Genomic DNA, 12,873 nt, shown 5'->3' with positions numbered 1-12,873 from the left:
AAGCATCCCTCATCATCGTGTTGACCAAGGATGCGGTTTCCAACGATGGCAGGGTCAACCCCTCATTCCACACATGCGAATACGGACACTAGCTGACCATGCGGCTTGGGCGCGGCTCCCCTGGAGTCACGGCCAAATGGCGTTGGCGACATGACTATTGTCCCGGACCGAGCTCCGGCGCATTCAGGGGCGAAGTTCTTCGAATGAAATCAATGTCGTCGCGCCGGTCGCCCGCCCGGTTTGCCGAAGCGCTGCGGTTCGCGCGGTTCGAGAAACGACGGCCTGCCATCACCCTCCGCCAGCCCCTCGATGATCGGGCAATCGGGCCGGTCATCGCCGTGGCAATGATCGGCGAGCGTTTCGAGCGTCCGCACCATAGCCTCGATTTCCGCCATTTTGCCTTTGAGCCGCTCGATGTGTCCGAGCGCGAACGCCTTGACGTCGGAACTTGCCCGGCTCCGGTCGGACCAGAGACCGAGGAGTTCGCCAATCTGCTCGACCGTAAACCCAAGGTCGCGCGCGCGCCGGATAAAATGAAGCCGATGTACGTCGGCGTCGTCATAGTCGCGGTAGCCCGAGTCCTGACGCGCGGCTTTCGGTATCAGGCCCGTCTGTTCATAATAGCGGATCATCTTCGGAGAGACGCCCGATATTTTTGCTGCGCGGCCGATGTTCATGCCCGTGCTCCTGCCTTGCTATCGGACGCGATCACCGGCCGGAAGGCCTTCAACCTGAGTGCATTGCTTAGCACGAAGACACTCGACAGGGCCATGGCGCCAGCGGCGAACACGGGTGACAACAACGTTTCATTCAGCGGGTAGAGGATCCCTGCCGCGACAGGGATCAGTGCAGCATTGTAGCCGAATGCCCAGAACAGATTCTGTTGGATATTCCGGATCGTCGCCTTCGACAGCGCGATCGCATTCACCACGCCGCGCAGGTCGCCCGACATCAGAACGACGTCGGCGGATTCGATCGCGACATCCGTGCCCGTGCCGATCGCGAGACCCACATCGGCCTCGGCCAGCGCCGGTGCGTCGTTGATGCCGTCGCCGACGAATGCGACCTTGCGGCCACCTGTGCGCAGGCGATTGAGGGCGTCGACCTTTCCGTCGGGAAGCACTTCGCCCACCACCTCGTCGATCCCGAGAATGCGGGCGACAGCTTCGGCGGTCGCCTGATTGTCGCCCGTGATCATCGCGACCTTGAGCCCGAGATCATGCAGCGCCCGGATCGCTTCGGGCGTGGTGTCCTTGATCGGATCCGAGACCGCGATCACCGCGGCGAGCTTGCCGTCGATCGCAGCATAGAGCGGCGATTTGCCCTGCGCCCCTAGCTCGCGGGCCTTGGCACCAAAGGTCGACACATCGTGGCCCAGCCTGGTCATGAACCGGTCGGCGCCGATCTGGACTTCGTGGCCACCTGCTTTGGCCGATACGCCATAGCCGGGAATGGCTTCAAATGCTTTAGGTGACAGAATAGCAAGGTTGCGCGCGTTCGCGGCCGCCACGATCGCCTCTGCAATCGGGTGCTCGGATCGGGTCTCGACGCTGGCGACCAGTGCCAGCACGTCGTCATACTCGAAGCCTGCCGCGGGCTCGAGGTCGGTCAGTTCCGGGCGTCCCTTGGTCAGCGTACCGGTCTTGTCGAGCGCCACGACGGTCACGTCGCGCAACGTCTGCAGCGCTTCGCCCTTGCGAAACAGCACGCCCAGTTCGGCAGCGCGACCGGTTCCGACCATGATCGAGGTCGGGGTCGCGAGTCCCATCGCGCAGGGGCAGGCAATGATCAGCACAGCGACCGCATTCACCAACGCGAAGGTCAGCGCCGGATCGGGGCCGAAGACGAACCAGATGAGGAAGGTCAGCGCCGCGATGACCATCACCGCGGGGACGAACCAGGCGGTGACCTTGTCCACCATCGCCTGGATCGGCAGCTTCGATCCCTGCGCCTGTTCGACCATGCGGATGATCTGGGCGAGCACGGTGTCGGCACCGACCTTGGTTGCGCGGAAGGCGAAGGCGCCGGTCTTGTTGATCGTGCCGCCGACAACGGCCGCGCCTGCGGCCTTGGCGACCGGCACCGGCTCGCCGGTGATCATCGACTCGTCGACATAGGAACTGCCATCGACAACTTCGCCGTCCACCGGCACGCGCTCGCCCGGACGCACCTGGACGATGTCGCCGGCCTGGACCTCGCCGATGGCGATTTCCAGCGTCGCGCCGTCGCGCACGACGCGCGCGGTCTTTGCCTGTAGTCCGACCAGCCGCTTGATCGCCTCCGATGTGCGGCCTTTCGCCTTGGCCTCGAGGTAGCGGCCGAGCAGGATCAGCGCGACGATTACCGCCGCGGCTTCGTAATAGACGTTGGCGGTACCCGGCGGCAGGACGGCCGGGGCAAAGGTGGCGACCAGTGAATACCCCCATGCGGCGCTCGTACCCAGTGTGACGAGCGAGTTCATGTCGGGGGTGCCGCGCAGGATCGCGGGAATGCCCTTCTGGAAAAAGCGCAGCCCGGGGCCGAACAGCACGAGGGTGGTCAGCGCGAACTGGATCAGCCAGCTCGTCTGCATGCCGATGCGGGTCATGACGAAATGGTGCATGGCGGGAATGAGGTGCGAGCCCATTTCGAGCACGAAGACCGGCAGTGCCAGCACCGCCGCGAGAAGCAGGGAGCGCCGCAGGCTGTCGAGTTCCTGTTCGCGCACCGTAGCCTGTTGATCGGAAGACGCATCGTCGCCCTCGATCCGTCGCGGTTCATAGCCGGCGCCACGGATCGCGGCTTCCAGATTCTCCAGCGACGCGATGCTCGCGCGATAACGAACGCTGGCCCTTTCTGTCGCCAGATTGACGGTGGCGCTGCTGACCCCCGATACTTTGGACAATGCCTTTTCGACATGACCGACGCATGAGGCGCAGGTCATCCCCCCGACACCGATCTCGACCTCGCTCTCGGGCACCTGGTAGCCGGCGCGCTCGATCGCCGCGACAAGGGCCTGCGGATCAGCAGCGCCTGCAAACGTCACGTCCGCACGTTCGGTCGCCAGATTGACGCTGACTTTGGTCACGCCGGGCAGCTTGGCGATCGCCTTTTCAACATGGCCGACGCACGATGCGCAGGTCATCCCCGCGACAGCGACGCTCAACTGCGCCGCTTCAGTGACGGGATCATCGCTTTCCCGCTTCAATTGCATCACATCGGCCATCACAGACTACTCCGGTTTCCTAGCTTGGCCGGAATGTGCGGCTTCCAACGATGGGAAGGTCAAGGGGAAAGAAAGGCTATTGCCCGGCCCAGGCTTGCCTGGAAATGATGTCCAGGCCCTGAAGGGCTAAAGATCTCGGCATTTGCTCGAGCGTGTTTCGTCGCCCGGTTATTCATGGCTTCGTATCGAGTTGCAAACTCGACGCGCGCTTTTATGCTGCACCGTTGCGCTCCCTCGGGTCGCGCGAGGCAAGACTGCCGTGCATACGGGAAATTGGGCCGGAGCATCTTGTTGCCGGGCCGCAGCCGCGAATGTCCAGGCCGCACAGCGGCTAAAGGCGGCAGCACATGTTCCGGGCCGGCATCTGACAACCGGCGGCGCCGGTTGGCCTCCTTGCCGGAGACATGCCCATGGCTATGGGCTCTGCGATCGCGCGGGCGGCGTGCGATCGATGCGCGGGACGCGGCGTTCGCGCGCCCAGGGTGCGCTCATGCGCCTGAATTCCATTCCGGACGGACCTGTCGTGGCGGAGTCGGATCCGTTGCCCCCCGACGACCGGCGTTCCCCGCTGCGTGGCGACAGCTTTCTCGATCGGCTCTATCGTACGCATCATGACCGGCTGTTGCGTTTCATTCGCCGTCGCGCGCGCGACGAACACGCGCACGATGTCGTCCAGCGGGTCTTTTGCCGATTGGCGGGACTGAGCGAAGGCGAGCAGCGGAGGATCGTCGCGCCTCATGCTTATCTCAGGCGAGCGGCCGACAATATGCTGCGCGACGATGCACGCCGCGACGACCGGCATTCCATCGCTCTCCACGTGGCGGAGGACGAGGTCCAGCTTCGGTCGGGGGATCAAGTGGCGGCACTCGAAGCGCGCGATCGGCTGCGGCGTCTCGAAGCGGCGCTGATGCGCTTGAAGCCGCGCACGCGCGAAATATTTCTCGCCCATCGGATCGACGGCTATAGCTATGCCGAAATCGCCGCCCGGACGGGATTGAGCATCAAGACGGTCGAAATGCATATGACGCGCGCCATCGCCTATCTCGATCAGTCTCGCCTGAAAGCATGACGCGCATTTCGCCAGAAAAGCGCGAACGCAGCGCGGCCGAATGGTTCACCGTGATGCGAGGCCCGGATGCCGACGCCGAACGCGAGGCATTTGAGCATTGGCGCGCGCTGCGCGCCAATGCCGACGCCTATTCCCGGTTGGAAGCGACCTGGAACGACAGCCTTTTTCTTGCCAATCGCCCCGCCGGCCGATCGCGTGACCTCTCGCGGGCTCGGCGAAGCTTTCCGCCTGTCGCACTGCTCGCGGCTGGGGTCGGGGCGTTCGCGCTGCTGTCAGCCGGCCTTTTGGCTCGGCAGATGGACTGGTTCGGCCCCGCGGCCGTGCACCAATCCGCATCGGCGCGATTCGCTACGGAAGATGCTGTTCAGACATTCCGGCTGTCCGACGGTTCGCGCGTCACGCTCGATCGCGGCGCCGGGCTAAGCGATCTCAGTACACCGGACGAGCGGCGATACGTTCTCCTTCGCGGCCGCGCACGGTTCGAGGTGGCGCATGACCCGGCGCGGTCCTTCCTCGTCGATGCCGGCGAGGGACGTGTCGTGGCGCATGGCACGATTTTCGATGTCGGGATCGAAGGCGGCAGCGTCCGCGTCGTTCTTCTCGAGGGGGTGGTGGAAGTGCGAGACCGGAACGCGGCGAAATCGGCCGCGGGCGCATCGCGTCTTCTCGCGCCGGGCGAACAATTGCTGGTGACCCGCGGAGATGTCGGCACTCCCTCGCGCGTAAATACCGGCCTCCTGACCTGGCCAGGCGCGATGATCGACTTCGACGACCTCCCGCTTGAGGATGCGGTCGCCGCGTTCAACCGCACGAGCTCGCGCATGGTCCGGCTGGAGGGAGCCGACCTGGCCTCCCGGCGCCTTTCGGGGGCGTTCCGGCGCGACGATCCACGCGGATTCGCGGATGCGCTCGCGGTCAGCTTCCAGCTCGATGTCGGCGCGGGCGAGGACGGGAGTCTGATCCTGCGGACATCCACACCAGCGGCGCGATAAAAGTCACAGGGTTAATTCCGACATCGACGTCTCAGCGGGCGAAGGGGGCACATAGCGTGCCCGCTCGATCGGGAGATGACGATGCGAAACGGGGATTTCTTGTTCTTCTTGCTGGGGTCGGCGGCGCTTCTCGCGTCATCGCCGGCACCGGCGCAGGGGGATACGCGGCAGCAGCTACGCCTGCCCGAGCAGCGGCTCGACTTGTCGCTGCGCGTGATCGCGACCCGGTTCGGCCGCAATATCAGCATCCCGTCCGAACTCGTGGCGGGCCGAAGCGCGCCTGCGATCGACGGTCTCTATAGTTTCGAACAAGCGGTCGCGGAGCTTCTTCGCGACAGCGGCCTGACGGCGGTGCCTGCGGGAAGGGGATTGGCGGTGCGGCGCAGCCGGGCCGCGACCGCGTCGGACGCCGCGCCGGGATCGGAAGGGGACGACATCGTCGTGACCGGCAGCCGCATCCGCGGCGTCGCACCCGCTGGCGCGCGCGTCGTCGCGATCAGCCGAGACGATATCGAGCGGAGCGGCTATGCGACGACGCAGCAGATCGTGCAGGCCCTGCCGCAGAATTTCGGCGGGGGCCCCAATGAGGGCACGAGCGGTTTCACCGATCGCAACAATGCCGGGGCAAATCTCGGACTCGGGTCGAGCGTCAATTTGCGCGGCCTTGGGACGACCTCGACCCTCACGCTGGTGGACGGCAACCGCATTGCGCTTGGCGGGGTTTCCGGGACATTCGTCGATCTTTCGCTGATTCCCTCTTCGGCGATCGAGCGCATCGAAGTGCTCGCCGATGGTGCGTCCGCCATTTACGGCTCGGACGCCGTGGGCGGTGTCGTCAACGTCAAGCTCCGAAATCGCTTCCGGGGCGCCGAAAGCCGCGCGCGCTTCGGTTCGGCTAAAGGGTTCGACGAATGGCAGCTCGGCCAGCTCGCCGGCCTCGGCTGGTCGAGCGGCAGCCTCATGCTCGGCTATGAATATTATCATCGCGACAATCTCGCTGCGGCGGATCGGGACTTTGCGACGGAAGACCTGCGGGCTTTCGGAGGGCCGGATTATCGCAGGACCTTCGCCAATCCCGGGACGATCATTGCCGCCGATGGCCGGGTCTTCGGTATACCGGCAGGACAGGACGGCAAGACGCTCACCGCCGGCCAATTGCTTGCCGGTCAGCCCAACAAGGCCGATGGGCGCGCGAACAGCGATATCCTGCCCCGTCAGGATCGTCACTCGGTCGTGGGCGCACTGTCCCAGAATCTGGGGTCATGGCTCCGGCTGACCGCGCAGGGATTTTTTGCCGACAGGCAGTCCCTCGTTCGAACGCCACCGAGCAATCGCGGCAATATCGCCGTGCCCACGACCAATCCCTTCTATGTGGATCCGATCGGCACGGGAAAGCCGGTCATCGTCAACTATTCGTTCGAACAGGATCTCGGTATCAAGACCAATCGCGCCTCCGTGCGCGCCTATAGCGGGGTCGGCGGCCTCGAGGCGACACTGGGGAAATGGCGCGCCAGTCTCGGCGGCTCGTACAGCACGCAACGCGAGGAGCTGCGCACGACCAATGTCCCCAACTATTACTGGCTTGCCAAGGCGCTGTCGGACACCAATCCGGCGACCGCTTATAACCTCTTCGGAGACGGGTCGCACACGGCGAGGTCGACGATCGACAAGGTTCGCGGCTGGTACGAGAGCATCGGTGAATCGCGTATCTGGTCGGCCGCATTCAGGGCGGACGGCCCGCTGATCCGTCTGCCGGGAGACGTTGCCCATCTCGCGGTCGGCGCGGAATTCCGGCGCGAGCGCTACAATGGAACGGGCACGAACTATGACTCAACGGCGACACCCGTCGATGCCGGATCGGCGGGCTTTCCGATCAGCCGTTCGGTGGCAGCCGCCTTTGCCGAACTGGCGTTGCCGCTTGTGCGCCCCGGGATGGAGGTAAGCGGCATCGAAGCGCTCGACCTGTCCGTGGCCGGTCGCGTCGAACATTACAGTGACTTTGGAACGACGTTCAATCCCAGGTTCGGGTTGAGCTGGCGGGCAGGCGGGGGCGTGACTTTGCGCGCAAATTACGGAAGATCATTCCGCGCCCCGGGCTTCCTCGACATCCGGACCGGCAAGGGGACCGCCTCTATCGCGCCTCTTTATGTGCCGGATCCGGCATCCCCTACGGGTACGACCCCCGTTCTCGCATTGTTCGGAAACATCCCCGATCTCGGACCGGAAAAGGCCAGCACCTGGACGGTCGGAGCGACGCTCACGCCCGACCAGATCCCCGGCCTGCGTCTCGACGTCGGATATTTCAACATCGCCTATCGCGATCGCATCGGGAGCGCGGGCATCAATTATCTGTCGTTCCTGTCCAACCGGAGTGTCTACGGGGAGCTCATCGTCGACAATCCGCCGGTCGCCGACATTGCCAAATATTATACCGACGAGAATTTCTTCAATCCGTTCGGTATCGCGCCGGGCCAAGTCCGCGCCATCATCGATGGCCGGACCCGCAACCTCTCGTCGGTCGATCTCGAAGGGCTCGATTTCGACCTCGGCTATACGCATGCCGGGTCGCGCCGTTCGATCGAGGTCGGCATCAGCGGGACCTGGCTTCTGCGCAACAGGCAGAAGATCACGGCGGGGTCTCCAACCGTCGATATCCTCTCGACGATCGGCAACCCTGTCGACATGCGCCTGCGCGGTCGTCTTGCCGTGGCGGATGGACCCTGGTCGGCGGCGGCTTTTGTGAACCACATGGCAGGCTATGCGAACAATGGCGTCAAGCCGGTCGAAACCGTCTCGAGCTGGACCACGGTGGACCTGAACCTGAGCTATAGCCTCGACCGGTTCCTCACCGGGACGCGGATTGCGCTCAGTGCCACCAATGTCTTCGATCGGCAGCCGCCCTATGTGAACCTTCAGACGGTGCAATCCGCATCGGGTTTCGATCCGGAAAACGCCAGTGCGATCGGGCGCCTGGTTGCCTTGCAGCTGGTGACGTCATGGTGATGGCGGGCCTGGGCTGGGCCGCGCTGCTCGCTGCGGCGGGCGGCGGCACGACAACCCCAACCATCCGCGAGATGATCGAGCTGACCGATCTGTCGAGCGTGGCCGTCTCGCCCGATGGCACACTTGTCGCCTATCGCGCCGAGACGGCTTCGATCGAGCGCAACACCCACGACCTTGGCTGGTATGTTGTACCGACCGACGGCAGTGCGCCACCCCGTCGTATCGCCGACGCGGGGGAGGGGGATTGGCCCGACGGAACCTTCGCGGCGGAACCGCCCGTGTGGACTGCGGATTCGCGGGCGATCATCTATCGTGCGCTTCGCGACGGAGAGATCCAGATCTGGCGCAGCCGTGCCGATGGCGCGTCCACCCAGGCACTCACCGGCGACGCCGCGAATGTCCGCGCCTTCGCCCTGTCGCCGGACTCACGTGCCCTGACCTATGCGGTCGGTGCAACCCGCGACGACATAGCGAAGGCGGAGCGCCGGGAATATGACGATGGCGTGCTGATCGACGCTCGGGTCGATCCGGCGCGGCAGCTCTATCGTGGCTCGCGGATCGACGGGCGTCTCGCGACCGATCGGATTACCGGCTTCTGGTTCGCGCATGGCGGCCTGCTCGCGGATACGCCGCCAAGCCACCGCACGATCGATCTGACGACGGGTGCGATCCGGGCTGCCAGCCCATCGGAAGCGACGCGGATCGAAACCCGTGCCAAAGCTTTCGACAAGCTCGGCGACCGCTATATTCTGGCGGCCGAGCCGTCGGGCGACGCCCGAGGCACCGCCTACGCGTTGAGCGAAGGGCAGCACGCGATCCTCGCGGTCCAGCGTCCCGGCGAGACCGCTCCGCGCTTCTGCGCCGCGCCTGAATGCAGGCAGCTGATCCGGGGGCTGGCATGGCGCGGGGACCAGGATAGCGTGCTGTTCGGGGTCAGCGATCTGGCGACCAACCAGACGCTCTATCTGTGGAATGTCGCGAACGGTCAGGTTCGCCGCGTGGGCGGCGGGGTGGGGCGCTTCAGCGGAGGGCGCGACGACCGGCGCGGCTGCGCGGCCGGCGCGTCAGCCGCCTTCTGCATCGCCGCCTCGGCGAACATGCCGCCCCGACTGGTGCGGATCGACCTCGATACCGGCGAGACGACGACGCTCGCATCGCCCAATGCCGCGCTCGATCGCGCCGACGCGCCGCGATTCGAGCAGATCAGCTGGACAGATCCGTCGGGCCGCACTTTCACCGGTCAGCTGATGCTGCCGCCGGGCAGGCCTCGCGGCGTACCGCTCTTCGTGACTTATTATGTCTGCGACGGCTATCTGCGTGGAGGGACAGGCGATGATTTCCCGCTGCGTCAGCTCGCCGGCGCGGGCATTGCGGCGCTGTGCATCAATCGGCTGCCCACGAAGGCGGGGCTCGGCGATCAGGTCGAACAATATCGCATCGCGCAGGCAGGGGTCGGCGCGGCGATCGACAGGCTTGCGAGCGAAGGGCTGGTCGATCCGGCGAGGGTCGGCATGGGCGGGTTGAGCTTTGGCGGCGAGGTCACCATGTGGATCGCAACGCATTCGTCGAATCTGTCCGCGATCTCGATCAGCAATTCGCTCCTGTCCGAAACCTATTATTGGTTCAACGCCATCGCCGGCCGCGAAGTGCCCGACATATTGAAGAAGGTCTGGAACATCGGGCCGCCCGATGTCGATCGCGCACGCTGGAAGCAACTCGCGGCGTCGCATTCGCTCGACAAGCTCGAAGCGCCGCTTCTCATGCAATTGCCCGAGCGCGAGTTCCGCTCCAATGTCGAGATCGCAGCACGGCTCGGGCGTGCCGGCAAACCGGTCGAGCTCTGGGCTTTTCCCTATGAGACCCACATCATGTACCAGCCCCGACACAAGCGCGCGGTCTATGAACGCAACCTCGATTGGTTCCGCTTCTGGCTGCAAGGCCATGTCGATCCCGATCCCGCCAAGGCCGGACAATATCGCCGATGGAACGCGATGGCGGCAGCGCGGTCACGATGACCGGGTCTGGACGCCGCGCGCCCAGGCCTCGGTGTCGGCGATCGGCAGCAGATGGTAGAACAGGCTGTCCCGATTGTCGAAAGCGCGGGAGAGATAGGTCTCGATGGCCGGGCGATCGAGCAGCCCGCCACCGGCCAGCAAGCCGTCGAGCAGAAACGGCCTGAGCCGTTCGCGATTCCTGTCGAAAATGCGCGCGCAAAAGGCATCCATCGAGCCTTTTGTGCGGCGCGTGACGATCGCTTCGGGCAGCGATGACCTGAACGCGTTGCGCGCGACGGCGCGATCGTGACCGCCCTCGACCCAAAGCCATGTCGGGATCGCCAGACAGGCTTCGACGACGGGCTGGGCGAGGAGCGGGTAGAGCGAGGGCGCGGTTTCCTGTCGCCCATAGCCGTCGAGATGCGCGTTCGCCGCGATGATCGCGCGGACATGCGCGCATGTGCCGGGCAATGCCTGATCCCGTTCGTCCAGCCAGGGATGCCGGGGCGGTGCACCCGGCAGGCGATCCGCGTCGAGAAACTGGCTATTGCGCGTCCATGAAAGCGCCGGCTTGCGCCGGCGAAGCTGCCTGAGCATCAGCCGTGTCACGTGCCAGGCATTGGTACGGTGAATCGCGGCCACGTCGCGCAAGACGCGGGCGAGGGCAGGGCGCGGACCATGCGATCTGAGATGATCCGAGGCGGGCGTTGCGCTGCTCAGCGAACAGAAAACGCAGTCGCCGCCGGTGCCGCTGACATAGGCCGTGACATGCTGGTCTTTCGCCAGCTTGCCGAACAGGGCATCCGCCGACCGCAGCATGGCGGGCAGGCCCGGCCGTGCCGTCAGCGAAGCGAGGTCGGCCGTCAGGTCGATCGCCTCTTCCACCTGCGCTTCATGAAGCGAAATCGCGCAATGCGCCGCAACGATGCGCGCATAATCCCGTTCGTCGCCGCCGGGATCAGGCGTTGCAAGATTGAGCGCGACGATCTCCCGCCCGGCGTCCGACATTACGGCCGCGATAATGGATGAGTCGAGTCCGCCCGACAGCTCGAGAAGAACCCTGTCGGCGGGCCGGATCAGTGCTTCGATCGCCTGGCGCACCGCATGCGACACGCGGCTGGCCGCCTCGCCCATCGCGGTGATGCGCCGCTCCGGCGCGGCAAAGGGCCATGGCGTCCACAGGCTGCGCGTCGATGCGGCCGAGCCTGCGAGATGCAGGACTTCCCCGGGCATGATCTCGTCGACGCCGACGAGGCCCGTCGCCGCGGACCGCAGGTGTGGGAATGCGAGATGATGGGCGACGAACTGCCAGTCGATGGCGGGCCGGATCAAGCCCTGGTCGAGCGCGATTTCGATATGGGATGTCAGATAGGTGACGGGACCCTGGCGGATGCGATAGGCAGGCAGCGTCCCAGACGGCGCGCGGATCGCCCGAAGTTCGGACCGGGCCGAAGGCGCACACAGGCAAATATAATCGCCCCAATATTCATTGATGAGCGCCCGGCCGTCGCTCAGGAAGATCGAGGATGGCAGGGCTTCGACCTCACGGGCGCTGGCCTTCGGAAACAGTCGCCCGATCAGGATTCCCTGGCCGTTGCCGTGCAGGACCGGCGTTCCGCTTCCCACCCAGACCGTCATATGCGCGCCACGGTAAGCGGGAGCGAGAGACGAACGGGGTTGTACGGTCAATGTCGCGGCGGCACCGGTTCCGAGCGGATCGAGGACAGCCAGATAGCGGGGCTCGGTCATACGATCAGAATGGGCGCGAAGGCGCGCGTGTGGCCGACCGCGTCGTTGAGAATCCTGTCGCCGCTCTGCGACCAGCAATGCGCGGCAAAGGGGATCGGTACGACGCCGAAGACGAGATTGGGGAAATGCCCGCGTCTGGCGGCATATCGCTGAAAGGCGAGGGTGTCGGGGAGGCATTTCGCAGCCAGCGGGACCAGGGTGCGACTGGCGTGAAATCGCCGGGCCAGCAAGTCGAGATCGTCCATGACCCCGCGCCCGGGTCTTGCGCGCGCATTGCGAACGTCATCGACAGCTTTCCGAATGCCTCCCCGGCGAACGATCAGGCGCGCGGCGACCAGCAAGGCCGCCACTTCGATGAGGTCGGCGATGCGCACGGGAAGGGGATGGCCCGGCTGCTCGATCGCGCTACCGCGTCCCGGCGGCAAGGCGGGGCCTGCATGCTCGCCGGAATCCCGCGATCGCCGGATCAGCCCCATTTCGCAAAGCTGCACGATCACCTCGGGATGCGCCGCGCCCGCTACGCCCCCGCATATCCAGTCAAGCACGAAGGCCGCCCCGGCACCGACCCGCCAGTACCGGTCGCGGTCGAGATCCAGGACGATGGCGCCTTCGCCAAAGCTGTGATGGGATATGCCGGGCGCAAGGCAGAACTGTTCCATCGCGACGCCTGCCGTCTGGCGGACGGACCGGAGCCCGCCCGCCATTCGGCTCAGTCTTCGTCGATACCGAGCGGCTTGCCGATGACCGACAGCTCGAGTTGCTGACCATCGGGGCCCTGCGTCTCGGTGCTTGCCGCGCCGAGATCGATCAGTTCTTCACGATCCATGAAGCTTCTCCTCGATGCCGCGAAATTGCGGCGGA

General features: G+C 65.3%; 9 protein-coding genes. 4 read left to right on the top strand and 5 right to left on the bottom strand.

Going from position 1 to position 12,873, the window contains the following annotated elements; genetic code table 11:
- Positions 1-209: 209 nt before the first annotated feature.
- Together cueR and BDW16_RS02105 are read right to left on the bottom strand one after the other, a co-directional pair.
- A complete protein-coding gene (gene cueR, locus BDW16_RS02110) occupies positions 210-677 on the bottom strand; it encodes a Cu(I)-responsive transcriptional regulator (protein ID WP_066577092.1) in 468 nt (155 codons plus the stop codon).
- Positions 674-3,205 (bottom strand): heavy metal translocating P-type ATPase, encoded by a 2,532-nt coding sequence (locus tag BDW16_RS02105; protein WP_066577089.1) that lies wholly within the window; start codon positions 3,203-3,205, stop codon positions 674-676. Before BDW16_RS02105 ends, cueR begins: the two co-directional genes overlap by 4 nt.
- 451 nt (positions 3,206-3,656) lie before the next feature.
- On the opposite strand from BDW16_RS02105, the gene BDW16_RS02100 reads away from it, so the two are divergent.
- From BDW16_RS02100 to BDW16_RS02085, 4 genes are all read left to right on the top strand, one after another.
- Positions 3,657-4,274, top strand: a complete 618-nt coding sequence (locus BDW16_RS02100) for an RNA polymerase sigma factor (protein WP_241910302.1) — start codon at positions 3,657-3,659, stop codon at positions 4,272-4,274.
- Entirely contained in the window at positions 4,271-5,266 is a 996-nt protein-coding gene (locus tag BDW16_RS02095; protein WP_066577085.1) for a FecR family protein, read from the top strand. Before BDW16_RS02100 ends, BDW16_RS02095 begins: the two co-directional genes overlap by 4 nt.
- A gap of 81 nt (positions 5,267-5,347) precedes the next feature.
- On the top strand, positions 5,348-8,269 hold the full coding sequence (locus BDW16_RS02090; RefSeq protein WP_164519412.1) for a TonB-dependent receptor: 2,922 nt from the start codon (positions 5,348-5,350) through the stop codon (positions 8,267-8,269).
- Positions 8,263-10,284, top strand: coding sequence for an Atxe2 family lasso peptide isopeptidase (locus tag BDW16_RS02085; protein WP_066577080.1), 2,022 nt, complete (start codon positions 8,263-8,265; stop codon positions 10,282-10,284). Before BDW16_RS02090 ends, BDW16_RS02085 begins: the two co-directional genes overlap by 7 nt.
- Here the strand turns inward: BDW16_RS02085 and BDW16_RS02080 are convergent.
- From BDW16_RS02080 to BDW16_RS20970, 3 genes are all read right to left on the bottom strand, one after another.
- On the bottom strand, positions 10,276-11,901 hold the full coding sequence (locus tag BDW16_RS02080) for an asparagine synthase-related protein (protein ID WP_066577078.1): 1,626 nt from the start codon (positions 11,899-11,901) through the stop codon (positions 10,276-10,278). The two genes, BDW16_RS02085 and BDW16_RS02080, sit on opposite strands and share 9 nt — an antisense overlap.
- Before the next feature lie 107 nt (positions 11,902-12,008).
- Positions 12,009-12,671, bottom strand: a complete 663-nt coding sequence (locus BDW16_RS02075; protein ID WP_164519413.1) for a lasso peptide biosynthesis B2 protein — start codon at positions 12,669-12,671, stop codon at positions 12,009-12,011.
- Between the two features lie 50 nt (positions 12,672-12,721).
- Entirely contained in the window at positions 12,722-12,838 is a 117-nt protein-coding gene (locus BDW16_RS20970) for a benenodin family lasso peptide (protein ID WP_109790533.1), read from the bottom strand.
- Positions 12,839-12,873 lie beyond the last annotated feature (35 nt).

This window comes from Sphingomonas koreensis (assembly GCF_002797435.1).
GTDB classification, from domain to species: domain Bacteria; phylum Pseudomonadota; class Alphaproteobacteria; order Sphingomonadales; family Sphingomonadaceae; genus Sphingomonas; species Sphingomonas koreensis.
Note: the sequence above shows the minus strand (reverse complement) of the source record. Positions and strands in the feature narration are given on the sequence as shown.